29 protein-coding genes, 2 pseudogenes and 1 riboswitch are annotated in these 24,994 nt (G+C 29.0%); of the genes and pseudogenes, 25 read left to right on the top strand and 6 right to left on the bottom strand.

The window, feature by feature from the left end:
* Window positions 1-37: 37 nt before the first annotated feature.
* The 6 genes from B3N22_RS21225 (at window position 38) to ppcA (ending at window position 6,696) form a co-directional block, all read left to right on the top strand.
* A complete protein-coding gene (locus B3N22_RS21225; protein ID WP_238903289.1) occupies window positions 38-238 on the top strand; it encodes a hypothetical protein in 201 nt (66 codons plus the stop codon).
* A 567-nt stretch (window positions 239-805) separates the two neighbouring features.
* Window positions 806-1,246, top strand: a complete 441-nt coding sequence (locus B3N22_RS21220) for an ACT domain-containing protein (protein ID WP_073020360.1) — start codon at window positions 806-808, stop codon at window positions 1,244-1,246.
* Between the two features lie 46 nt (window positions 1,247-1,292).
* Entirely contained in the window at window positions 1,293-2,537 is a 1,245-nt protein-coding gene (locus tag B3N22_RS21215; protein WP_286910364.1) for an aminopeptidase P family protein, read from the top strand.
* An 84-nt stretch (window positions 2,538-2,621) separates the two neighbouring features.
* On the top strand, window positions 2,622-2,933 hold the full coding sequence (locus B3N22_RS21210) for a phasin family protein (protein WP_286910362.1): 312 nt from the start codon (window positions 2,622-2,624) through the stop codon (window positions 2,931-2,933).
* A 68-nt stretch (window positions 2,934-3,001) separates the two neighbouring features.
* Window positions 3,002-4,603: an ABC1 kinase family protein gene (locus B3N22_RS21205; RefSeq protein ID WP_286910360.1), complete on the top strand. Its 1,602-nt coding sequence runs from the start codon at window positions 3,002-3,004 to the stop codon at window positions 4,601-4,603.
* Window positions 4,604-4,657: 54 nt separating this feature from the next.
* Window positions 4,658-4,833, top strand: a riboswitch (Lysine riboswitch).
* 246 nt (window positions 4,834-5,079) lie between these two features.
* Window positions 5,080-6,696 (top strand): phosphoenolpyruvate carboxylase, encoded by a 1,617-nt coding sequence (gene ppcA / locus B3N22_RS21200; RefSeq protein WP_286910358.1) that lies wholly within the window; start codon window positions 5,080-5,082, stop codon window positions 6,694-6,696.
* Window positions 6,697-6,749: 53 nt separating this feature from the next.
* Here ppcA and B3N22_RS21195 read toward each other — a convergent pair whose 3' ends face one another.
* On the bottom strand, window positions 6,750-7,070 hold the full coding sequence (locus tag B3N22_RS21195) for a hypothetical protein (protein ID WP_286910356.1): 321 nt from the start codon (window positions 7,068-7,070) through the stop codon (window positions 6,750-6,752).
* 69 nt (window positions 7,071-7,139) lie between these two features.
* Between B3N22_RS21195 and B3N22_RS21190 the strand changes: the two are divergent.
* Together B3N22_RS21190 and B3N22_RS21185 are read left to right on the top strand one after the other, a co-directional pair.
* Window positions 7,140-7,244 (top strand): annotated as a pseudogene (locus B3N22_RS21190) (LexA family protein); the annotation flags it as partial.
* A 3-nt stretch (window positions 7,245-7,247) separates the two neighbouring features.
* Window positions 7,248-7,550 (top strand): hypothetical protein, encoded by a 303-nt coding sequence (locus B3N22_RS21185; RefSeq protein ID WP_073020378.1) that lies wholly within the window; start codon window positions 7,248-7,250, stop codon window positions 7,548-7,550.
* Between the two features lie 127 nt (window positions 7,551-7,677).
* On the opposite strand, the gene B3N22_RS21180 is transcribed toward B3N22_RS21185, so the two are convergent.
* Window positions 7,678-8,187, bottom strand: a complete 510-nt coding sequence (locus tag B3N22_RS21180) for an FUSC family protein (RefSeq protein WP_286910353.1) — start codon at window positions 8,185-8,187, stop codon at window positions 7,678-7,680.
* 315 nt (window positions 8,188-8,502) lie between these two features.
* Here B3N22_RS21180 and mntA point away from each other — a divergent pair, with 315 nt between their 5' ends.
* The 17 genes from mntA to B3N22_RS21095 all read left to right on the top strand — a co-directional run bounded on the left by mntA (window position 8,503) and on the right by B3N22_RS21095 (window position 21,440).
* A complete protein-coding gene (mntA, locus tag B3N22_RS21175; protein WP_286910351.1) occupies window positions 8,503-8,916 on the top strand; it encodes a type VII toxin-antitoxin system MntA family adenylyltransferase antitoxin in 414 nt (137 codons plus the stop codon).
* Window positions 8,909-9,316 (top strand): type VII toxin-antitoxin system HepT family RNase toxin, encoded by a 408-nt coding sequence (gene hepT, locus B3N22_RS21170; RefSeq protein ID WP_286910350.1) that lies wholly within the window; start codon window positions 8,909-8,911, stop codon window positions 9,314-9,316. The genes mntA and hepT overlap by 8 nt, the downstream gene beginning before the upstream one ends.
* 130 nt (window positions 9,317-9,446) lie before the next feature.
* On the top strand, window positions 9,447-10,259 hold the full coding sequence (locus B3N22_RS21165) for a LytR/AlgR family response regulator transcription factor (RefSeq protein WP_286910348.1): 813 nt from the start codon (window positions 9,447-9,449) through the stop codon (window positions 10,257-10,259).
* Between the two features lie 11 nt (window positions 10,260-10,270).
* Window positions 10,271-11,572, top strand: coding sequence for a sensor histidine kinase (locus B3N22_RS21160; RefSeq protein ID WP_286910346.1), 1,302 nt, complete (start codon window positions 10,271-10,273; stop codon window positions 11,570-11,572).
* Window positions 11,573-11,789: 217 nt separating this feature from the next.
* Window positions 11,790-14,042, top strand: coding sequence for a peptidase domain-containing ABC transporter (locus B3N22_RS21155; protein ID WP_286910344.1), 2,253 nt, complete (start codon window positions 11,790-11,792; stop codon window positions 14,040-14,042).
* Window positions 14,029-14,625 carry a hypothetical protein gene (locus tag B3N22_RS21150; protein ID WP_286910341.1) on the top strand — a complete coding sequence of 199 codons (597 nt, stop codon included), beginning with the start codon at window positions 14,029-14,031 and terminating at the stop codon, window positions 14,623-14,625. The genes B3N22_RS21155 and B3N22_RS21150 overlap by 14 nt, the downstream gene beginning before the upstream one ends.
* A complete protein-coding gene (locus tag B3N22_RS21145; RefSeq protein ID WP_286910339.1) occupies window positions 14,612-15,724 on the top strand; it encodes an HlyD family secretion protein in 1,113 nt (370 codons plus the stop codon). Before B3N22_RS21150 ends, B3N22_RS21145 begins: the two co-directional genes overlap by 14 nt.
* Window positions 15,725-15,835: 111 nt before the next feature.
* Window positions 15,836-16,216: a hypothetical protein gene (locus B3N22_RS21140; protein ID WP_286910337.1), complete on the top strand. Its 381-nt coding sequence runs from the start codon at window positions 15,836-15,838 to the stop codon at window positions 16,214-16,216.
* 100 nt (window positions 16,217-16,316) lie between these two features.
* Window positions 16,317-16,463 carry a hypothetical protein gene (locus B3N22_RS21135; protein WP_286910335.1) on the top strand — a complete coding sequence of 49 codons (147 nt, stop codon included), beginning with the start codon at window positions 16,317-16,319 and terminating at the stop codon, window positions 16,461-16,463.
* Between the two features lie 241 nt (window positions 16,464-16,704).
* Window positions 16,705-17,034: a hypothetical protein gene (locus B3N22_RS21130; protein ID WP_286910333.1), complete on the top strand. Its 330-nt coding sequence runs from the start codon at window positions 16,705-16,707 to the stop codon at window positions 17,032-17,034.
* Window positions 17,035-17,107: 73 nt separating this feature from the next.
* Complete coding sequence (locus B3N22_RS21125; protein ID WP_286910331.1) at window positions 17,108-17,755, top strand: hypothetical protein; 648 nt, start codon at window positions 17,108-17,110, stop codon at window positions 17,753-17,755.
* Window positions 17,756-18,048: 293 nt separating this feature from the next.
* A complete protein-coding gene (locus B3N22_RS21120; protein ID WP_286910329.1) occupies window positions 18,049-18,324 on the top strand; it encodes a hypothetical protein in 276 nt (91 codons plus the stop codon).
* Window positions 18,325-18,518: 194 nt separating this feature from the next.
* Window positions 18,519-18,869, top strand: a complete 351-nt coding sequence (locus B3N22_RS21115) for a hypothetical protein (protein WP_286910327.1) — start codon at window positions 18,519-18,521, stop codon at window positions 18,867-18,869.
* Between the two features lie 391 nt (window positions 18,870-19,260).
* Window positions 19,261-19,554, top strand: a complete 294-nt coding sequence (locus B3N22_RS21110) for a hypothetical protein (RefSeq protein WP_286910326.1) — start codon at window positions 19,261-19,263, stop codon at window positions 19,552-19,554.
* 515 nt (window positions 19,555-20,069) lie between these two features.
* Window positions 20,070-20,294, top strand: coding sequence for a hypothetical protein (locus B3N22_RS21105; protein WP_286910324.1), 225 nt, complete (start codon window positions 20,070-20,072; stop codon window positions 20,292-20,294).
* Window positions 20,291-20,461 carry a hypothetical protein gene (locus B3N22_RS21100; RefSeq protein WP_286910322.1) on the top strand — a complete coding sequence of 57 codons (171 nt, stop codon included), beginning with the start codon at window positions 20,291-20,293 and terminating at the stop codon, window positions 20,459-20,461. The genes B3N22_RS21105 and B3N22_RS21100 overlap by 4 nt, the downstream gene beginning before the upstream one ends.
* 346 nt (window positions 20,462-20,807) lie before the next feature.
* Window positions 20,808-21,440, top strand: coding sequence for a CPBP family intramembrane glutamic endopeptidase (locus B3N22_RS21095; protein WP_286910320.1), 633 nt, complete (start codon window positions 20,808-20,810; stop codon window positions 21,438-21,440).
* Window positions 21,441-21,490: 50 nt separating this feature from the next.
* Here B3N22_RS21095 and B3N22_RS23765 read toward each other — a convergent pair.
* From B3N22_RS23765 to B3N22_RS21070, 4 genes and pseudogenes are all read right to left on the bottom strand, one after another.
* Window positions 21,491-22,693, bottom strand: a pseudogene (locus B3N22_RS23765) (IS701 family transposase).
* A gap of 284 nt (window positions 22,694-22,977) precedes the next feature.
* On the bottom strand, window positions 22,978-23,886 hold the full coding sequence (locus tag B3N22_RS21080) for an Rpn family recombination-promoting nuclease/putative transposase (protein ID WP_286910315.1): 909 nt from the start codon (window positions 23,884-23,886) through the stop codon (window positions 22,978-22,980).
* Window positions 23,887-24,012: 126 nt separating this feature from the next.
* The gene (locus B3N22_RS21075) at window positions 24,013-24,234 is read right to left on the bottom strand and encodes a DUF2922 domain-containing protein (RefSeq protein WP_238903262.1); all 222 of its coding nucleotides are present in this window, start codon (window positions 24,232-24,234) and stop codon (window positions 24,013-24,015) included.
* 33 nt (window positions 24,235-24,267) lie between these two features.
* Window positions 24,268-24,495, bottom strand: coding sequence for a DUF1659 domain-containing protein (locus tag B3N22_RS21070; protein WP_286910312.1), 228 nt, complete (start codon window positions 24,493-24,495; stop codon window positions 24,268-24,270).
* Window positions 24,496-24,994 lie beyond the last annotated feature (499 nt).

The following is a 24,994-nucleotide window of genomic DNA, read 5'->3' as shown; positions in this document are numbered from 1 at the left end:
CTATATATATGAAGGAATAAAAAAAGAGGAGAGGGAAATGGAAAGGGATAAGTTGAACTCTACAGATGGGGATATCACAAGAATAAGTTATGGAATAGCCTTTGGATCAGGTATAGGAGTAGTATTAGGAGCAATCATAAGCAATGTTCCTCTAGGATTTTCATTAGGAGGAGTCAGCGGTATCCTAATATCTATTGTATATAACTTTGTAGTAAAAAGTAAAAAAGGCAAAGAGTAATGATTATTAATATAAATAGGCAGCTTTAAGAATAAAAACCTTAAAGCTGCCTATTTATTTTTGAGAGGATTTTTATTAATGTTCATAAAAACTCCTTTCAAAACAGTTTTTAAACCAACATTAACTATTATATACTAACCTAATAAAAAGGCAAAAAAATAAGGAAATTCCATAAGGAAAATCCTAAAATCATTGGGATATTTTCTCTATCTTAAATTTTATTTAGAGACTAATTAATTGTTTGTTTTATATGGGTATAAGGGTTCTAAAAGCTTTTTCTCAGGGCTTAGCCCCATGCCTGAGATGCTTTTAGAAATTATGTATAATAGCCCCCTTAAATGCCTAAGGCATGAATGTATTGTATCACAAAAATATACTAACTCATCTTCAAACTTAAAAAGTAGACAAGATATCAAGAAAAACAAAGAATGCCATATAAAAACAAGTATATTTTCATATAGTGGCTTAATTTATCCTATTATTATTATTATTCAAATGTTATAATTTATGCAGAAACACAAATTGAGGACAAATGTATTTCTCTGAGAAACACAAAGGGGTGATAAAGTGAATGAAGAGAAGTTTTATATAGTAAATGGAAAGATATTACCTGATATATTTATAAAGGTTATGAAGGTTAAAGAGCTTATATACAGTGAACAAGTAAAAGATATTACTGAGGGAGTTAAGAAAGTTGGGATAAGTAGAAGTGCTTATTATAAATATAGGGATGCAATATACCCAATGAATGAGCCTATTAATAGCAGAAAAGTTATATTAAATATATTGCTTTCTCATGAAGCAGGAGCCTTATCTAGAGTATTAGATCTTATAGCTGAATATAAGGGAAATATACTTACAATAAATCAAGATATACCTATAAATTTAACTGCTAATGTAACAATAACTGTAGATGTATCCAATATAACAATAAAAGCAAAAACCTTACTTGAAAGTATAGATGCGCTTCCTAATGTTGTTAAAACCAGAGTTTTGTTTGTAGAATAGTATGCTATAATTAAGTTAAGCATTAAAGAAGCAAAGGAGATAAGTTATGAAGGCAGAAGTTTTTATAAAAAATAGAGAAAATTTATTTAAAGTTGTGGAAGAAAATAGTGCGGTAATATTATTTGCAGGAAAAGCACCTAAAAAAACAGCTGATGAAGCATATAGTTTTACACCTAATAGAAATTTTTATTATTTAACTGGAATAGATGAAGAAGAAATAACTTTAATATTGGTAAAAAAGAAGGATGAGCAAAGAACAATATTATTTGTAAAAGAACCAGACTTAGAAATGGAAAAATGGGTTGGGAAAAGTATAAGAGCGAATGAAGCAAAAGAAAAAGGTGGATTTACAGAAGTTCTATATACTAAAGAATTTGAAGGAACTATACATGGACTTATATTTAAAGAAGAAATAGAGAAAGTATATTTTGATTTAGAAAAAGATGGTTTCTCTGAAAGAGAAACCTTAGTTGAAGAGTTTGCAAGAAATCTAAAGAATAAATATCCTCAAGTTTCAGTAAAAAATATTTACAACAGTATAGCAGAACTTAGACTTGTAAAGTCTAGTGAAGAAGTAGAAAATATGCAAAAAGCTATAGATATTACCATTGAAGGGGTAGAAGCTTTAATGAAGAATTCTAAACCAGGTATGATGGAATATGAACTTGAAGCTTATTATGATTTTAGTTGTAAGAGAAGAGGCGCAACAGACGCTGCATTTAAGACAATAGCAGCTGCTGGAGTTAATGCTACAATACTTCACTATGTTGATAATAATTCTATAATTAATGATGGCGACTTAATATTATTTGATTTAGGTTCACAATATGAATATTATAATGCAGATATAACAAGAACTTTCCCTGCAAACGGTAAGTTTACAGAAAGACAAAAACAAGTTTATGAAGCTGTACTTAGAGTAAACAAAAAGGTAATAGATGAGATTAAACCAGGAGTTAATTGGGGAGACATAAACACTAAAGCTACATATTGGGTTGCAGAAGAATGTATAGCTTTAGGATTAATAGACGATAAAAAAGATGTAAGAAAATACTATTGGCATTCTATAGGTCACAGCCTGGGATTAGATACTCATGATGTGGGTAAAAGAAATGTGGAGCTAAAACCTGGAATGGTATATACAGTAGAACCTGGAATTTATATAGCAGAAGAGGGGATAGGAGTAAGAATAGAAGACGATATATTAGTTACTGAAGATGGAAATGAAATATTAACTAAGGCAATGATTAAAGAAGTTAGTGAAATAGAAGAATTCTTCAGAAATCGTTAATTATTAAGTGTTTATTAATATTAGAGTAATATTAGAATTAAATGGTATAATAATATTAATAAGAATGTATGGGAGATGATTTAAATGATAAATGATCTTAAGAAATTGTTGTTAGCTGGAGTGGGTGCCGTAGCTACAACTTATGAAAAAGCATCTGAAGTTGTGGATGAGTTAGTTGAAAAAGGTAGATTAACTGTAGATGAAGGTAAAGAGCTTTCAGAAGAATTAAAAAGAAACTTTACTACAAAAGCCACAGAAAAAATTAACGAAATAAAGTCAGTAAACAAAGAGAGTTTAGAAAAGGTTATTTCAGAACTTGGATATGTTAAAAAACAAGAGATAGATAAACTAAAAGTAAGAATAGAGTTTTTAGAAAATAAACTAGATCAAATGTAGACTAAAGGGTTTCCCTTTAGTCTATTTATTAATTATTGCTTAGTGACAGGGAAACAGGAGTGATTTATTTGAACAGAAGTACTTTTAATAGGTTTAGAGAGATAATTAGAGTACTTACCTATTATGGTTTTGGGTATTTTGTTGAAGAGAAAATACTAAATAAAAAACAGAAGGTTGAAAACTTTAGAAAAGCGTTTGAAGATTTAGGACCAACTTTCATAAAAATAGGGCAGATACTTAGTACTAGACCAGATATTATTTCAGAAGAATATATTGAAGAATTGAAAAAGCTTCAAAATGATGTGGTTAAGGTTCCTATAGAAGATATTAAAAGAACTTTTCAAGAGGAACTAGGAAGAGATATAAATGAATGTTTTTTAGAATTTAATGAAGAACCTATAGCTTCTGCATCTGTTTCTCAAGTTCATGAAGGAGTTTTAAAAAGCGGAGTAAAGGTTGTAATAAAAGTTCAAAGACCAAATATAAAAGAACTTATGAGCCAAGACATGAGGATTTTAATGAGGCTTACTAGAATGGCAAAAGGAAAGTTTAAAGAAACTTTAATTGATCCAATGGAAGCTTTAAAAGAAATACAGAACATTACAGAAAAAGAATTAGATTTTAGGATAGAAAAAGATAACTTAAAGAGATTTGAGAGAAATAATAGAGATGTAGTACCACTTCACGTTCCAGAAGTTTATGATGAATATTCTACTGCTAGAATTTTAATTATGGAAAAAATAGAAGGTTATAAGATAACAGATAAATATAGCTTAATTCAAGATAACTATGAACTTGAAGACATATCAAAAAAATTGGTATCTATATATTTTAAGCATATTTTTAAGGATGGCTTTTTCCACGGGGATCCCCATCCAGGTAATATTCTAGTATCTGACAACAAAATTTGCTTTATAGATTTTGGGATAATGGGGGAAATAAATCCTTACCTAAGGGAATGGTTTAATAAGGTAATAATAGCATTAGCTAAAAAAGATATAAATAAGCTAGTTGACTTTATATTAGCAATAGGAATAAAAAATGGAACTATTAATAAAAGCAATTTATATGAAGATATAGAAGGGTTTTTAGATGTTTATTTAGGGACTTCATTAAAGAACATAAAAATATCTAGGATGCTTCAAGAGATAATGGCTATATCATCTAAAAACAATATTTTAATGCCTACAGACTTAGTAATATTAGCTAAAAGCATGGTAATATTTGAAGGGGTGATTGCAGAGTTATCTCCTGATTTAGACATATTAACTATGGTTATAGCTATAATGGGCAATGATAGTAAATTATTTTTCTTAAATGATTTAAACAAAGAAGACATAGCATTAAAACTTTATAAATTCATTGAAAGTTCTATAGAGCTTCCCGAAAAAGCTGTTAGTTTTATGGACAGTGTAAAAGGTGGAAGGTCAAAGATTAACCTACAGATAAATGATTTAGATAAATCAATGGATAGATTCAGTAAAATGGTCAATAGAATGGTGTTTTCTATGATAATTTCAGCTATGATAGTAGGTTCATCACTAATAATAGATTATAATGGGGCACCACAATTTCATGGGGTTTCAGTAATAGGCTTGTTTGGATTTTTTATAGCTGCAATATTAGGAGTTTGGCTTGTTATAAGTATAATAAGATCAGGAAATATATAAAATAATTCTTGATTAAATATTTACCACAATGTATAATTCAATAAAAGTGAATATTTTAGAGATAGAGGCGCAAGGTTTAAAAGTATCTTCATGGAGTTAAGCACTGAGAAGTGAAGAGAAAGGAAACATTGCCGAAGTGTGTAGTTAATGCTTTAAAACTATACAACTGGTCTTATATAGAATATATATAAGATTGTCACAAATAATGTTTGTGGAGTGCTATCCAATGGAAACTGTTATTGATATTTTTCAGTACATACAGAGCCTTGGATTACTCCAAGGCTCTTTTTTATTCTTTAAAATATTGGGGAACACTTTTAGATAATAACAGCCTTAATTAATAAACATAAAAGAAAAGATGTGCAAGTGGAAAATAAAAAACTTGCATTTGTAAATAGAAATATATTTACATTACAACATTTTATGTTAGAATTGAAATTAGGCGGTAAATAAAAATTCATTTGGGGGTATATTTAATGTATAAAATTCCTAGTTCTATGATGACGCAACATCCAGACAACGTAGATACTTATGTATCTATACAACAAGAACCACAAGAAGCAATTGACGGTCTTACATTTCAGGAGAAAGGTGGACTTGGAATAAATGAGATAATGATTGACTTTGAAGGTAAGTTAACACCATATCATCAAACTTCTCAGGTGGCCTTAGGATTAATCTCTAATGGGATAACTCCAGGAAAGGATGTAGCTATAACGCCAAGAATTCCTAATGCGAATAAGGAATCAGTATTTAGACAATTAATGAGTATAATGTCAATAGTTGAAACTAATGTTCAAGCCTACCAACATACAGGAGTGCAGGCTATAAAAGAAGTTGTAGTACCTATGGTTGAGACTGGAGCAGAGGTTTGCCAATTCCAAGATAGAGTAAACTCTGTTATTGAACTTGGAAACAAAAACTATGATGTTAAATTTGATTTGAATAGTATAAGAATAATTCCACTAGTAGAAGGGGTTCCTTCATTAGTAAATATAGATACTATATTTGATGAGTTTTATCATACCTCAGAAGATAAAGGTGATAAGCTTGAATCTTTAAGGTTTATGCTAGCACGTTCAGATTCTGCTATGTCCTATGGATTAATATCAGGAGTATTATCTGTAGTACTTGCAATAGATACAGCTTATAAGTGGGGAAAAGACCATGGAGTAGAAGTATATCCAATATTAGGTTGCGGTTCACTTCCATTTAGAGGACACTTTACTAACGATAATGTTGAAAGCATGATTAAAACTTACTCAGGTATTAAGACTTTTACACTACAATCAGCTTTAAGATATGACCATGGAAGAGACAAAGCAAAAGAAGTAGTAAATAAATTGAATGATAATATAGATAAATCAGTTCATAGAAACTTTAATCAAGAAGATATAGAACTGATGAAAGAATTCATAGGAATATTCTCAAAATATTATCTTCAAACCTTCTTAAAAATAATAAACACAGTAAGTTTTGTATCAGACTTTATTCCCAAAAACAGAGATAGACTTACTAAGAGTAAAACTGGTTTAGACTATACTAGAGATCTTCCAGAAATAGATAAAATAGCAAACTGGGTTAAAGATGAGAAATTAAAAAATGAATTATTATCAATAGACCTAAACGTAGAATATTCAGTACCAAGAGCTATTTCTTACACTGGAGCTATGTACACTCTAGGAATACCACCAGAATTCGTAGGAATGGGTAGAGGTCTTAGGGAAATAAAAGAAAAGTATGGACAAGAGGGAATAGATAAACTAAAAGAATTCTATCCTCAAATAAAAAAAGACTTTAGATTTGCAGCTTTATTTGCTAATCCTAAAGTTTCAAAAAGAATAATAGATGAATCTGCAAGATTAGAATATGCAGAGGATCTAGAATTAGTAAATGAAATATTAGACTTAGGTATTGATTTTGAATACCTAAATGATAATGAATTCTACCATACATTACTTAAAACAACACGTCCAATAATAATGCACCTAATAGGTTCAGAAGAAGATTTATTAGAAAATAAAACAGAAGAACTTAAGATTCTAAATGAGTGGATTATAAGAATGGGTAAATTAAGAGGAAGTATGGGTTAATAGAGAAATATGTATGGCCTCGTTAACAGTGTTAACGAGGTTTTTTGTTGTATCTATGAATTATCAATAATTATGGCTATTTCCCCAGCGCCAACTACTGCAACACGGTCATCATCTAGAATAGTTCCTAAGTTTACTGTATCGTTTATGTTATCAAATTTTTTAAAGAAGGTTTGATTACCATTAGCATCAATTATGGATAGGCTTACAGGAGTATTCTGGTTTACAAGTGTAGCTGTAGCCTTAACTTGTATAGCATTTGTAATATCATATACACCCTCTTTGTAAGTATTTGATTCAGAAATTATTTTTGGTGTTTCAGTTAAATTCATAAAAGTTGATAAAATAATTGGTATTAATAAAGTTAGTTTCATAATATGCACCTCACTTTATATAGTTTCTTTAAGTTTAGATGGAAATATTCATAGCTAGTTGGACTAAAGTCTACTTCTACTATCCACGAATATATTAAGAGACTAGAGAAAAAAGGGTATATATCTAGAATAGATGCATCACCAAGAAGTATTAAGGTTGAAAAGAGGGATTAGTAGATGAAAAATGTAATTTATTTTTCAGGAGAAGATGTAGAAGTAAATGGTATAGAAACTAAAATGTACTTACACTATAGGATAGACAAAGAAAATTTATATCACATAAATAAGGGGTTAGAGTTAAGCAAAGATGAAGCTATGGATTTAAGTATATATGATTATGGAAGGATGATATATAATCAATTAACAGGTACGATAACCATAGAATTAGATAAATATGAACAGAATTTTGATTACAAAGTAATTGAGACCTTATGGGCTAGAGATAAATTTTTTAGAGTTATTGCAGATATTGAATCTTAAAAGAATGGGAGCAAAATAAAAAGAGACTATTGAATTAGCAGACTAAAATTCTGTTATCCGATAGTCTCTTTTTTCATTAATCTTTTCTAATGAATGAATTTAAGATTAAAATGTACAATAGTACTGTTTAGTTATCTTCATCCAAATCCCCATCCGTATCTAAGGTTGGATTAAAATATTTATTAACTAAAACAGCTATAACAATTCCGATAGCAGTATCTATGATTCTATTTATTGCATAAAGATAGGTTACGCCACCTCTAATATTTATCATTATAGCTAGAAAAACAACACAACTAATAGATATAGAGGGCTGCTTTTTTAATATTACTCCCGTATATATAACAATTACTATTCCAAGGCTTATTAAAACAGATGTTGGAATAGGAATATAAGGTTCAATAAAAATGAAAATTATTCCGTGTAAACCACCAATCAAAGTTCCAATTAATCTATTTTTTCCTGCGAGCACAGAATTTTTAACAGAATCTCCTGTACAAATAACAGCAGCTATACAAGCATAAAAGGGAAGCTCTCTATTCATAATCTCAAACAATAAAATACATGCTAATACAGAAAGAGCAGTTTTGAGATTTCTAAGCCCTATTTTAGGCAATTTATTTATCTTAAAGTTCATATTTACCTCCTAAAAAGAAAATCATTAGTTACAAAGTTATAGTTAAATAATACTATAAATCCATATTAAAATACACCTTTGGGCTAAAGTGAAATCATAATGCTATAATATACTTAATGAGATTGTTGGAAGTTTATTGAAATTATAAAGGGTTCAGCTAAAAGGTTGAATCCTTTATAAATTTTTGATATTTGTCATTATAGATAGAAATACAACTCAGGTTATAGATGTTTATATAACTCATTTAATGGTATAATATAGATAGAAGAATGTTAATATGATTGATAAAATAAAACCTATAAGGAGGTTAAATTAATGACTGAAAAAGTTCTTGAAAAACAATTAATAGAAGCCATTAGGATATTAAAAGAAGAGATAAATCCTTTTTGTATCTACCTTCTAGGTTCAGCAAGTAGAAATGAGCTAAGAGAAGATAGCGATATAGATATAGCATTTATAAGTGAGAAAAAATTAGACAGCTATGAAGTATTTATGCTTGCGCAAAAATTATATGATACCTTTAAAAGAGATGTTGATCTAATAGATTTAAAAGAGTCATCTACAGTATTTAAAGCTCAAGTAGTTGGAACAGGAAAAGTGATACATTGTAATGATGATATTAAGAGACAATATTTTGAAATGAGAGCTTTCAAGGAATATGCGCTGCTTAATGAAGAAAGAGAAGAGATACTTAAAGGGGTAAAAGAACGGGGGCGTGTTTATGGGTAAGGATGTGATTTTTAATAAGACACAAACTATAGAAAGATGTATTGAAAGAATAAATTCAGTTTATGCTGACGATGCTAATAATTTAAAAGATTATACTAAGCAGGACTCAATAATTTTGAATATACAAAGAGCCTGCGAGGCAGCTATAGATTTAGCTATGCATATAGTGTCTGAGAAAAAGTTAGGAATACCTCAAAATAGTAGAGACGCATTTGAAGTTCTATATTCTAATAAACTTATAGAGGAAAAACTTATGAACAATCTTAAAGCTATGGTGGGTTTTAGAAATATAGCTGTGCATGATTATAAAAGTATAAATTTAAAAATTGTAGAGATGATAATAAAAAATCATATGGATGACTTTAAGGAGTTTACCTATGAAATAAATAAATTAATATAATAATCAGAGAGCTGTGGCACTGAACAATTAGTGCACAGCTATTTTTATATATTGAAGTAGCATAGCCTCCTTTGGATTCTATTAATTTTTAGGGATACACCATTATAAATGCTTAATAAAGGTGCAATACATGCCCTTATATAAGATGGAACAATATAGATTATTTAGGGTAAATATGATAAAATTAGTAGAAAAAACTAATATAGAAATGAGGGGTATAATGGGGAATAAAAAGATTGAAATTTCTATATGTGATGATGAGCCTATAATTCAAAATGCCGTTAAAAAATTATGCGAAAAATACCTGGATGAACATAATATGGATTATAGAATAGAACTGTTTGATAATGGGACAAGGCTTATAAATTATGAAGGGGATATAAATATATTATTTTTAGATGTTGAAATGCCTGGTATAAATGGCTTCCAGGTAGCAAAAGAGCTGAATAACAAACACAATAATATATTTATTATTTTTATAACGAGCCATTCAAACATGATTAAGGAAGCCTTTAAGGTTAAAGCTTTTAGATATCTTTATAAACCCTTAGATCATGAAGAATTTTTTGAGGCAATAGAGGAAGCCATAAAAGAATTTACTGAAGCACACAGCATTATAGTAAAACAGAGAGAAGAGAGTATTTTAATAGAGAAAAAAGATATTCTCTATATAGAGTCATTGGGGGAAGGCTCAGCTATATATGTTAGAGATAATAGTTATGTAACAACCAGTTCTCTAAAAAAATGGAGAGAAGAATTAGGTGATAGACATTTCTTTCAATGTCATAAATCTTTTATAGTTAATTTTCAGAACGTAATAAAAATAGAGAATGGACATTTTCTATTAAAAAATAATAAAGAGACACCTGTATCCATTAGGAATAGAAAGGTAGCTAAAGATAGGTTTATTGAATATATTAGTCAAAATGCTAGATATGTTTAGGGAGATACGACATGGGGAGTTTTTATTGGACTAGTTTGTACATATTAGATTTTATAAAGTTATATTTGATTATAGTTAAAATAATGGGTTATGAACATAAAAAGAATAATAAGATATTTATTGGAGGATTGATAGTCACTAGTGTGATGATATCAATCATTATGCTTGTAGGATTAGAGGATATTGCGTTCTATATAGCAGGAATAATGGCTATGATTATAATGGTAATATACTTAAAGGGTTATAAAAATATTTTTATAGTAATTTTATCTTTCTTGATCATATGTGTTATGGATGTTATCTTAGCTAGCCTATATGCTATTATTATGGATTTTAATGTAGACATTATTTTGAAAAGTTATTTATATAGCTTTATTAGTAATTTTTTGAGTATTATTTTTCTATCGATACTCTATCAAATAAAGAAAATCTGGAGAATAGGGAAATTAAATATGAATAAAAGACAAATGGGTATTACCTTTTTTGGATTTTTAGGGATAGCTTTATACATAGCACCAGTACATGTTCTAGGATTAATGCAGAAAAATGATCAGATTAAGAATTTTACTATAATAGGGATAAGCTTAAGTGGAATAGCTTTTGTAGCTATATGTGTATATTTAATAATATTAGATAAAAACAATAAATATTATCAAGAGTGCCTAATAATAAATGAAAAGTTACTAGAACAGCAAAAGGATTATTATTCTATGTTAATTGAAAAGGATAAGGATACAAAGAGGTTTAGACACGATATAGCAAATCACTTTTATTGTATGAAGATATTGTTTGAGGACGAAAAATACGACGAACTTTATTCTTATATGAATAATATTCAGGGAGCTATTGATAAGTTAAGCACTAACATGCAGACTGGTAATGATATAGTTAATATTGTAGTTGGTGATGTATTAGGTAATAAAATCAACAATGATATAAAGCTAAAGTGGAGAGGAAAGCTTCCAGATAAACTGAAAATATCCAATATGGATTTATGTATTATTTTCTCTAATCTTCTTAAAAATTCAGTAGAAGCAGTGGAAAAAATAGCAGAGAATACAGAGAAAAAAATAGAAGTGGAAATAAAACAATTAGAAAACAATATTATAATTAAAGTTAAAAATCCTATTAGTGAAAAAGTTAATATAATTGATAATAAATTAATAACTTCTAAATTAGATAAAAACAATCATGGTTTTGGTAGTTTAAATATTAAAGAATCAGTAAATAAATATGGAGGAAATATTAAGTATAACATTTCAGAAGAAAGCTTTTTAGTTGAAATTATATTTAGTGATATAATTATGAATTAACGTTCATCTATTTTTATTTAACGTTCATCAGAATAGTTGAAAAACAATCTAAAGTGTATGGTATAAATTACGCTATAGATTGTTTTTTTTATTTTAATGTATTGATAAGGCAGGTGGAGAGAATGAGTACTATGAGTACAATGGACATGAGTTGGCTTTGGCATTTAATCAAAGGTTTAAGGGGATAAAATTCATAAAGAATAAGGGTGAGAAATAAGTGAGTTATAAAAAGTATTTGGTCAAACAACATGATATGACAGACTGTGCAGCAGCCTGCCTTGCAACTATAAGTATGTATTATAAAAAAGAAATAACAATAACAAAACTTAGAGATATTTTAGGAACTGATATTAAAGGAACCACCTTAAAAGGTTTAGAGGATGGGGCCAAAAGGCTTGGGTTTGATACAAGAGCAATAAGGGTGGACAAGGAGAGTTTTCAAAGTAAATATACTCTTCCAGCTATAGCACATATTATTACGGATGAAGGTCTTAGCCATTTTGTAGTTGTACATAAAGTTAAAAAGGATAAGGTCACTATTTTAGATCCAGCTAAGGGAGTAAAAAAAGAAACGGTAGATGATTTCTTTAAAAGTTTTGATGGGATTCTTCTATTACTTATTCCTAACAATGAGTTTTCTGTAGGAAAAGATAAATCATCAGGAATACTTTCAAAGTTTATAGCACTTTTATTACCTCAAAAGTCATTATTTATTTATAGTATTATTGCATCAGCAATTCTTACGGTTTTGGGGATAGCGTCATCATTTTTTAATAAGTTTCTTATGGACGAAATTCTGCCCTACGGATTAAAAAATCAGCTTACGGTTTTTGTAATAGGCTTTTTAGTATTAGGAATAACACAGATTGGATTATCTGCTATACGACAACATATGCTTTTATACTTGTCACAAAAAATAGATATACCATTACTTTTAGGATATTTTAAACATGTATATAAGTTACCAATGAAGTTTTTTACCACAAGAAAGGTTGGAGACATATTAACAAGATTTAGTGATGCATTTACTATAAAGAACATATTAACTTCAGTATCATTATCTTTAATTATGGATATTGTTTTAGCAGCGGTATCAGCGGTAATTCTATACATAATGAACTCAACACTTTTTATAGTAGTTTTAATATTAACAATTATAAGTGCAGTTTTAATATATGCCTTTAAAGGGCCTTACAAGAAAATCAACATAAAGCAAATGGAAGCAGGAGCAAGGCTCAATAGCCAGATTATAGAAAGTTTAAAAGGTATAGAAACAATAAAGGTTTTAGCAGCAGAAGAAAAAAGCTTGGAAACCTTAGAGAAACAGTATATTAAGAATTTAAAGATTGCTTTCCAAGAAGGAGTTTTATCTAATATACAAGGTTCAATATCCTCTGGAGTCTCAACTATAGGTAATCTTGTGCTTATGTATTTAGGAGCAACTATGGTTATAGATGGAAAGATAACCTTAGGAGGATTAATGGCATTTACATCTCTATCAGGATATTTTATGGATCCTATAGGAAGATTAATAAGTCTTCAACTTAGTATTCAAGAAGCAAGTATATCTATGAAGAGAATATCTGAAATATATGAGGTAGAGAAGGAACAAGAAGCAGAAAATAAAATAGATATTGAAACAATAGATGAGGATATAGAGCTTGAGAATATAACCTTTAGATATGGAAGCAGGGCGCCAGTACTTAAGAATATAAATATAAAAATTCCTAAAGGTAAAAAAGTTGCTTTAGTAGGAGAGTCAGGAAGTGGTAAAACCACAGTATCTAAACTTTTACTTAAATACTATACACCAGAAGAAGGAAAGATTAAGGTTTCTGGATATGATATTGAAGAACTTGATTTATACGCTTTAAGAAAAGCTATAGCTTATGTACCTCAAAATGTGGAACTATTCTCAGGAAGTATTAGAGAAAATATAGTTCTAGGAAAAGAAAATGTAAGCTATGAGGAAATAAAAACAGCCTGTGAAAATGCTAGTTGCAGTTCTTTTATAGAAAGACTTCCAGCAAAGTATGACACTTTCTTAGATGAAGCTGGCGGCGGGCTTTCAGGCGGAGAAAAGCAGAGATTAGCTTTAGCAAGAGCCTTAGTTAAAAAATCTAAGTTTCTAATTCTTGATGAGGCAACTAGTAACCTAGACTTTATAAGTGAAGCAAAAATATACGATACTTTATTTAATAAAGGTAGAAATCTAACCATGTTAATTATAGCTCACAGACTTTCAACTATTAGAAGCTGCGATATAATCTATGTCTTAGATAAAGGGGAAGTAGTAGAAGTAGGAAGTCATGAGGAATTACTAAATAAAAAGGGGTACTACCATAAGCTTTATGTAAGTCAGGTAGGAGAAATAGAACCTAAAACTATTGAAGAAAATAAAGAAGGGAGTACTTTAATAGAGGATAAAGCTATGGATTTAGAAGAGGGGGAAGAGTATGAATACAACTGAGAAGATAGTAGTGAGAGAAAATAAAACTTTAAAGTTAAATAATGTATTAGTTAGAGAAGTAAGTGAAAATGAGATTATGAATATAGATAAGGTAGCCTATATGATGGATAGCTACATAAAGTCAAAAGGGAATTCAACTCTAGGCCCTATGATAAATTACACAACAGCAGAAGCAGATGAAAATGGACAACTTAAGATTATATTAAAACTAATGGTACAGCTTAAAAGTCCTATGCATAATGTTGAAACACCTTATGAGCTAAAAAATCAAATAAGAGTTACAAATTGTTTGTTTGCAAGATTTACAGAAAAAGAGGAAAACCTCCAGTTTGCATACTCAAAACTTCAGCTTCATGCTTTTGAAAATGATATAAAACTTCAAGGTGACAGCTATACAGTTTTCGTAGATAAGAAGGAAGATAGTAGTATGATCGCGGATGTATTCATGCCCATCTGCTCTGTAGAAGTTCGAAGAACTTCATTAGATTCCTCACCCATCTGCTCTGTAGAAGCTCAAAGAGCTTCATCAAATCCTTCAAATTTCTATATACAAAAGGGAGGACAGGAACTTGAAAGTCTATAACTTAAATGAAATAACAGATAGTAAGTTACTGTACGATAAAAAACCTCCAAGATTTATGGTATATATAATCTTTATAGTGGTAGCCTTACTTACAGCCTTCATAGTATGGTCCACTAAATCAGTAAAGACCTATGTAGTAAAAGGGCAGGGGCTTATAACTACTAGTGATAAGTTTAATATAATGAGTAAAGTATCTGGAGAAATAAAGGAAGTATATATAGAAGAAGGAAAAGAAGTTAAAGAGGGAGATGTACTTTTAGTAATGAATGCTCCAGATGCAAAATATCAGATAGAACAGGCAACAGGACAAATAGACTTATTAAATAAAAGAATAGAACTTCTAAAAAGGGCTGAAAAAGATTCTACTAATCTAGCTAACAGTTTTAATAAAAACAATTCTGAGGAATTAGAATTTTATAATAGATTGCAAAATAATTATGCTAAGAGAAAAGACTATGATATTAATGAAGAGGATTTAAAGAAACAACAGTATACAGATGATCAAATAAAACAATATAAAGAGCAGGCTAAAACAAAACTAAATCAGCTATATTATGAAACCATACTAAGCTTTACCACAGAAAAACAGCAGTTAGAGTTAGAGAAAAGTAAGCTGGAAACCCAGAAAGCTGCTATAGATAATTCTACTAATGAGTATAAGTTACTTTCTCCTATAGCAGGAAAAGTACATTTAAACACTCCACTTAATAGGGGAATGGTTCTTCAAGGAGGAAATCTTTTAGGAACTATAACAAATGAAGAAAGTGAAAAAATAGTAGAAACCTTAATATCAGGAACAGATAGACCTAGAGTAAATGTAGGAGATGAAGTATCCATGGCAGTAGGGGGACTAAATCAAGCAGAATACGGAACTGTAAAAGGGGAAGTAATAAGCATAGATGAAGATGCCACCATAGATAATGAAAAAGGAAACATATACTTTAAACTCAAGGTTAAACCAGAGAAAACCTATCTAGAAGATAAAAAAGGACAAGAAGTTAACTTGACATTAGGAATGGTAACAGAAACAAGAGTTAAATATGAAAAAATAACCTATATGAAATACTTTATGGAGCAGATAGGAATAAAGTTAAATTAGCCATTAGAAGTTGATGTAGTTGACTACAGTTAGCTCGAGATGACTGGAAAAATTATAGAAACTTTTAATATAAATAATAATAAATTTGTGATAAAATGGGAGGAAGCGGAAATGAATACTTATGTATTAAGAAGAGAATATGCATTACAAATGCCAAAAAGCTATGTAGATATTGATATGGATGAAATGGAGTATGTTGACGGGGGGAAAATTTTAATTGTTGAAAGAAGTATAGATAAAAGGTTAGTATCATGGCCTATAAATGCAATAGGATGGTATTTTACGGGAGGATTAATTTCAGCAGGAATTTCAAAACTTTCAGGGGTAGTTGCTAAAATTGTAGGTCTTAATAGTGGTAAATTGTCTAATGTTATTGGTGGATTTACTGGTTCATGGTTTGAATTTGGAACACATTATGCTAATTATCTTGATAGAACAGACAGTAAACCTAATAATGGAAGAATAGAGTATTCAGAGGCAATATATTATTAAATGAAATTATAAAAAGAGATAAGTTTATAACTTATCTCTTACTAATATAAATTTAGATGATAGAGTAGATAAGAAAAATTAATTATGGAGATAAGATAATATGATGAATGTGAATAAAGAAATTTATATAATAATTGGAATAATAGTGGGACTAATAATTAAACAAATAACTGGAAATTTCTTTATAGGGTTAGGAATTTTCGTAATGTTATTAATAATATTTAAGGTTGTAAAGTCAAAAAAATAATATATGTGGAATACTTATTAGAATATATAGTAATAAAAATAAACTTTTTGTTTGGAGGCTAATGTAATTAATTACAGTCAGTTCGAGACAAAATAATAGAAATTTAAATATATAAATAGAAAACTATGAATTCAAGTTGTATAGTATACCACGAAGTGGTTATATTAAAATCCATATAGTAGAAATTTATACTTCTTCATTACAATTACCAAGTAACTTTGTGGATGTTGACAGAGAGGAAATGGAATATGTAGATGGGGGAGGACTATTTATATCCAATAGGGTTATACAGGGTGCTATTGATGTAGCAATATGGATAGTTCCAGGATTGAAGTTTGCTAGAACGGGTATTCTTGCTGTTACTATGATGTCAAGCGTTGCCAAGACAGCATTAGCAAGAGCAATTTGTACAGCTGTTTCAAAAGTTACTTTTTCATGGTTTGTATTAAGTCAAAATTCTGTTTTAAATGCTATAATGACATTTACAGGTGCTTCAATTGGAGGATTCATTGCTGAAAAGTTAATAGATCCACTTGATGGATCACGCAATGGAGGAGTTTGGATAGGATAAATTAAGTATAATATAATAGTTAAACTAATTGGTAATAATCGATTAGTTTAACTTAATTGAAAGGGATAGAAAAATGGATATTGATAAGTTTTTTAATTACAAAATATTATTCATTACAATGGATAGAATGTGCACGGCATTACTAATGATATTTGCTTGGTATGTCTATGGATTATTACTTAAAAAAGATCCAAAAAAGATTAAATATGTACCACATACCATGTTAATTTCTACAGGAATATATTTATTCGCAATAAGTATATTTAGGATACAAGGAACCTTAGGGTATTCTTTTGCTATACCATTTATTGGGGTTGGATTATTTTTAGAGTATAAGGCTAAAAATGATTATAGAGGAATAAGAGTACTGGAGTTAATAAATAATCAAAATAACTGGAATAAGGTTCAAATATATTTCTTCCCTAAAGATTTTAGTGATAAAGAGTTAGTTATAATAGAAAAAAAATTGAAAGAGATATTTGATGAAATTATAAACAAATTTGATTATAATAAAATTGGTTCTTTATTTCTTTGGATTAAGAAAAAAAAATTTAAGAATAGTATAAGAATAGTTAATGTATGGGATAGGATTGATGAAGGAAATTTTAATGAAGTAATTGATTTTTACAATGGATACTCTCAAGTAGAGGATAGTGAAATTGAGATTATTAATGATCATGTAAAAAAGGTAGAACTCAATATTTCTATAGGGAAACAATAAAATCTAATCTATTTAAAAATTTGAGAGTGATGTTTATAGGAGTTGAAAAAACAACTCTTATTTTTATACGATTAAACATATATTATCTGCGTTTATTGCAGAAATAACATAAGTGACAAAGTACATGGTAAAATAATTTATGAGATTGTTGGTTTAGAAAATAGGAGTTTGTTTAATGCTTACTCTTATAAGTGCATTTATGGTTAATAATTTATAAAATCTTCCTCAAAGTAGCTATTATTATAAAAGACAAAGAAACCTATATCGATAGTAAGGAGACGATTAGTTTATTGATGAATTCGAAAAAAAGCACAGGCAAAACATTTATTTTCGCAATAATACTAGCAGTAATAATCTTATTTGAAAGATTAAATAAGATTAGTGATATTAGAGGGATATTGTTTTTAATTATTATGGAAAGTTATCCATTACTTTTAATAATTAGATTTATAAGAATGAATGGAAAGAAAATTAGCAGAGATGATGAGAGTGCATATGAAATGAATGGGTCAGTATGTTTATTAATAATAGTAATATACACGGTTCTCAAGATGGTTAGTTTTTTGTGAGGTGTAGTTAAAAGAGAATAGCCTCTCCCTTGATATATGAGTGTAGAAATATAGTATTGGGAGGAAGAGAAAATGAGCACATTTGTTTTAAACAGAAATTAAGCACTGCTGACATGTAGAGACTTCTTCCCAAGTCTCATTAAATTCCTTCGTTACAATTATCAAAAACCTTTGAGGATGTTGACAGAGAGGAAATGGAGTATGTAGATGGAGGATATGCAGTTCCTAGATGGCTTCTTTCAAATGCAATCAATTCAGGGCTAACATTATTAACAGGAGGATCAGTAGGTTTAGTAGCATCATATTCTAGACGACAAGCTGCTAGAGCTGGCGAATTTGCAGCAGCAGAGATTATTTCAAGAACAGTTAGAAATGCTCTTTTAAAATCACAATTTTCATATAGTGTAGCTGGGACTGTATCTTCAGTTATATCTAGTGGGTTTACTGTTTTAATGTGGGCTCTTGATCCGGGATCTGCTATATGTGAAATGATATGCCAAAGAGCTGGTTATCCAAAAGATAATTATTGGGTACCTATTAACTAGAAATAAGAATATGTTAAAACTTTAAAATTTTAAATTTAAGTTCAAATATATTATATTGAGGGAAGCTAATTTAATATAGTTTTAATAAAAAGATAATATTTAAGGCTCGATGCTAAAACTGCATGTGACAAGTTGTTTCCATAAATTGTATTATAATTTAAATTAAAAAATTTTAATTAGCAAGTGTTAAGTTCGACTTAATTATGATGAAATAAAACTACTATTGCAATTGGTATAAGTGTAGAAATTTATTAGAATATGATTTTTATATTTTAAAGGTTGACCTGTCAAGTGCATATAATGGTGTTGAACCTAAAATTATATAGAAAGTACTTTTGGGTGTACGTGACATGTTTGGTGAACTTAGTAAATTTCCGATAGGAGGGGTAATTTGAGTTATTTGCAACCATTTATAGTAGCTATGGCAACTTTTTTATTTATGGATATAATATTTAGAAGGATGGATATAACAAGTAAATTATCTAATAAATTAATAAAAGAAAAGAACTTTAAAATTACAATTATAATAAGTATGGTTTTATTTGCAATAGTTGTGGAATTTGGTATAGATTTATCAAATCAAATATTTGGTGGAAGAAACTATATTAGTTTAATTTTTAGAGGTTTAGATATTTTTATAATCAAAGAGCTTTTTGTGATTTTATCTGAAAAAAGATTTAAATGATTTTAGGTCAGAGTATAATTTTAGTAGGCAGAGATGATGAAAAATACTATATAAATAAGAGGCTGTAAAGTTTTTTGTGTATTCTATTATTCTTCTTGAAAATAATTTCAGATTTTAGATTATCGACAAAGCTATATTTTTATCGAAAGATGGATATTTATAAGGTTTAAATTGTTTATCCTATATGTATATTATTTCCAATACTAAGTAGCTTTGTAGATATGGACAGAGAGGATAGCAAGTAAGTCGCAAGCGCCTTACTATGTTGCCTGGGCACAGACATGTTGTCTTAAAAAGTGAATTATTCCCATAATGATTGAGAGATATTAATTGAATCTTTTAGTATATGTATTTAGAGCTTAAGATTAATAACCACAGGGGTTGCCACAAAGCAACTCTTATTTTAATACGATTAAGCATGATTTTAATACGTTTATTGCAGAAATAACATAAGTGACAAAGTACATGATAAAATAATTTCAGAGAGTATTGGTTTAGAGAATAGGATTTAAATTTTGAATAAGTTACTAATTAAAGAGTTAGTAGTGATACTTTTGAAAAGTAATAATTATTTAAATGTAATAGGACTTAGCTTAATAATTATTTTGATAGGAATGAATGAGAAGATGATTTATCTATCTTCTATAAGTAAAATGGCAATAAATTTTATAATACTAATTTTAGGAGTAGGTATTGCAACTATAAATCTAAAGATGCTGATTGGTAAGAGTGAAGTATGAAGATAAATAAAAAAATATACTTAATTATTGGAATTATATTAGGATTAATAGTTAAAAAAATTACTGGGAACTTCTTGATTGCATTAGGACTTCTATTTTTAGTAATTGCTATATACCGATTGATAAACTATATAATTACAAGTAACCAAAAACGTAAAGAGTGGTGAGAGTGAAAAGTATTAGAATTGTTTAAAGTATTTTTATAAATAAAAATCTATTGTATCTAATTTCCAGGAATATATATAGATATCTATATAACTATATAACTATATATAGTGTTCATGGGGCTTCAGGGATTTTATCAGTAAAAGTAATGGAAGTTTTACGGTAATTATTTCTGTTTTTTCTTTTTTAACGATTAATCGTAAATTTAATACGTTCATTACATAAGTAACTGAAAATACAAAGAACGTGATAAAATATATTAAAGTTTGAAATAAGTCATGGGGTAAAGAAAAGATAGACACTGAGTATTTGGAGGAGCAGAATTTATCTAGCATAAAGGTTGGAATTGTGCTGATAAATTATTTAATTGCAGTTCTTGGAGTGTATAAAAAGTTAGGTATATATTTGACCATTAAGCTAGAGAATAGTGGAGGAACTTATATTAATCCTTTAATACAGATCTTCTTATACTGCGTCATTATAGCTATTACAGTATGGGGAATGTATCCCTTGATTAAGGAAGGTTTTTATAAGTTTAAGAAAGAGCATTTTAAAGACGCGTATTCAATTTTATTAGTTGCAGGAATGGTAATAGGAATAATTTTCTTTATATTTTGGATATTAGATATAAAAATATCTTTAAACATGATGGAAAAATATGAAGCGAGAAATATATTTTTAACTATATTTTCAGCAATTGTGTATGCGCCTGTAGTTGAGGAATTGGTTTTTCGTGGTGCTATGTTAAATGTAATGAATTTTAAGAACAAGCACCTCTCTCTTTTAATTATATCGGTAATTTTTAGTATAGGACATGTTAAAGGATATGAGTTTGGGCTTGGATTATTTGTATACTTTATTGTATTTGTAGTTTTAGGTTTTTCTTTCGGAATGTCATATATTTATACAAAATCCATATTAGGAGCTATACTGAGTCATTTATATTGGAATTCAATTACCATAGTTATTATGATACTATAATAGTGCGTTTTTACTTGAATAATTTTACAGTTAAATAAGCAAAAGATGAACTAAGCTATTTTTAGCGTCTTAAAAATTTCTTTTAGAGACTTTCGATAACGGCAGCTTCGTAGATATATGTTATTTTATATTTTATTAGAGCTCTCTTGGCTGATTTATATCCAGTATTAAAGTGGTATGATTCATTGGAATATAATTTGCAATAAGTATAACCTATAGTCATTATTGCAAGATATCTGCTGATGCTCGTTTCACTTCGTACTTGATATCCGTCTAGTCCTAAGTAAGTTTTACAATCTCTAAAAAATGGTTCAATTGCCCAGCGGTCAGTATATTGAGCTAGAATGTCTAACGGTGTTAGTGATTTATCTAAGGAAATAAAGGCTTTCAAAGCTTTATCTTTTTGGAAAGCATCTTTTGGATAGCTTAAAACAATAGAAATATTCTTTCTATCCTTCAAATTACCAACATAATTGTAAATATAATATTGCTTACCTTTAACTGTCACAAGGTCAAAGTCTTCAATATTCAACGATGTAGCAAAACTATGAAGCTTTATTCCTAATCTTTCATGTCCCTTTGGGAAAATAACTCTGTTAGTTTTTAAAGCGCCAATATAACTGTAGCCAGCTTTTTCAGAGGCATCAAAAATATCTTTACAACTATACCAACTATCGCACAAAACAAAACCTCTATTTTCAGGTTTAGGAAGCGTTGTAATTAATTTTTGAGTTAATTTTATTTTACTCATAGACTCTTTATCATAGATATCAATTGAATATGGAAGTACTAATCCGTCACACGATAGTAAAGAAACTAATATTTGATGACCATATACATTTTTTACCTTTTAAATGTGAATTATGAAATGAACACTTTTCAATTGGATTCTTAGCCTTTGACGAGGGCTTTGTTTTCTCTGAAATTGTATCATCAATAATAAAGTATATTGGCTTTTTAGTTTCTCTTGATTTCTTCCAAATAAGTTCCACAACTAATGCTTTCAATGCTTTAGTTAAAAGTTTTTCATCCCAAGTGCTATTTGATAAAAATCTAGTAATACTTGTTCTATGCCTTGGCGAAGCAAGCTCCGCTATGTCGGATACTTTTCCAGTGTACCCTTTTGATATCATAGCATTTATAATACTTTCTAAATGTTTTAGCTGTGGCTTAGTTAGGTATAGATCAAAATTTAATTGTTTGAAAAATTTGTATATTGATAGTTCATCTGATATAATTGTGTTCTGAAACATTTATGCATAGCTCCTTGCTGTCATTGTTGTGTGAGAACTCAATTATAACAAGGATTTAGCATAAATGTTTTTTTATTTTATTCAGTTGTAAAATTATTCAAGCATTTTTGCACTATTATAGATGATAGTGAAATTAATTTTTGCATGGATAAGTTGATTATGAGTTCAGTAAATTTAGAGAGAGAAGTCTTTAACAGTTTACTATTGGGGGATGAAGAAGATTAATAATAAAGAATAGGTAATTAATAGAATAGTTGAGGGACACATAGTGTCCCTTTTAATAACTAACGCTTTAAGTTGTTTATTTCTTCTTTTGAAAGACCAGTAACAGAAACTATTTGATCTAATGGTAATCCGATGGTTAAGAGATTTTTAGCTGTTTCCAATTTAGCTTCCCTAATTCCTTCAATTTTGCCTTCTTTAAGTCCTTCCTTAAGCCCTTCCTTAAGCCCTTCCTTAAGCCCTTCTTTTCTAGCTTCTTCTCGAGCGCCTTCAAGCATTGATCTTTCATCAAGTATTTTTTTCATTCTAAGTTCTGCTAATCTAACAGTTTCTGGGTCTCTACTTAAGAAGTCTAATACCGCTATAGCTTTTCCAATTACAGGTTCTGACATCTCAATTCCCTCCCTTCCTGGATTTGTTAAGAAAGTTAACCATCCATTTAAACTATTATCCACATCAGGGTTTTGATTTAAAAACTTAGGTAGTTCTACAAACTGTATTTCAAGTAAATCAGTTAGTTGACTCTTTACCTCATCTTCATATAAGTGATATATGTTATGATACTTTTCACTGTCTATATAGTTAAAGTTTAGAATATTTATTGTTATAGTTTTATTTAAATCTTTATAATTTGCGCCTCTTTTAATCTGTCCAGAATATAAACGTGACCAGTAAAATAAGGTTCTTTTTATCATGTTATATCTGTTTATTAGCTGAATCTCTATGTTTATATGGGTACCATTATCAGTAATGACTCTTACATCTAGTACACCTATTTTATCATCAGCTACATCAATATTATTTAATTTTGTATCTACGTATTCAACCTTTTCTATCTTTTCCTTTTCCGTTTTACTTAAAAGGGCATTTAAAAAACTTATTAATATCTCTTCATTCTCTGGGCTTCCAAATATTTTCTGAAATACCACATCATTTTTAGGGTCTAAAATATACTCTTTCTCCTCATTCATTTGATCACTTCCTTTCATTAATATTATACCCAATTCTGTCTAATATTGCACTTATATAATTAAGGATAATGGATTTAGTATATTACAAAAAGGGTTCAGCAAAAAATGCTGAGCCCTAATATTTTGTCAAATTTTGATATCGAAGGTCTTTTTGTTTTTCTCTGTTAAACTAGCTGAGTAGAAGGATACAAATGATCCGTTTTTACTCAAGAAAATATTCTCTTGTAAAATGACTGAAACTAATTCATATACTTCTTCATTAGTTAAATCACTTCTAACATCTGCGATAGTTATATTTGCCTTATCTCCACTTTCGGTAACAAAGGTCAAACTTAAAGAGTAGTCCATAATTTCACCACCCTTCTAACAAAGTTACTCATATTACTCCTCCTTAGATAATATAGAAATCTCGTCTAGGAGATAGTCCTTGGTATCTGGAGCTAGTACCTTAGAAAGAGCCTCTGCAACTGCAAAAATAGATTCTTCTTTTGCATCGAGCTTAATATTGGATAAGGTCTTTTTTCTATAGGTTGGTTTTCCATTTCCATCTGTACCAGATTGGATTTCTATTATCAACGATTTTGTTTTAAGATTTTTACTGATAGACATTTCGGTATCCTCCTTGTAAAAAAATCTTTGATTATATACCATATGAGAATAGTAAAGAAAGTGTGTTTAAAATATATATAATTTAGAAATAATATGACGAAATATATTAAATAAAGGGAGATTGTGGGAATAGTTAGATTAAGTTTAGAAATTAAGAGGGATTTGATGGAGCTTGGGAAGAAGCTCCTACAGTGCAGAAGTGATAAGGAATTGATGGAGCTGAGGGACGCTCCTACAGTGCAGAAGTGATAAGGAATTGATGAGACTTAAGAAGAAGTCTCTACAGTATAAAAGTGCATACTTAATTATCTAAGTAAATAATTNNAATTATTTACTTAGATAATTAGGTAATTGAATAATTAGATAAACAGGTAATTAGATAATTAAGTAATTAAGTAATTAGATACGCATATAATTAGGTAATTAGATAAACAGATAATTAGGTAATTATCTATGCACATAAGGGATTGGGGAGTAATAAAATAATTAGTAGGTAGTT

Origin of the sequence: Clostridium sp. UBA1652 (assembly GCF_002320975.1) — a bacterium.
Lineage (GTDB): Bacteria > Bacillota > Clostridia > Clostridiales > Clostridiaceae > Clostridium_T > Clostridium_T intestinale.
The sequence above is the reverse complement of the archived record's forward strand: the minus strand, read 5'-3'. Positions and strand labels throughout refer to the sequence as shown.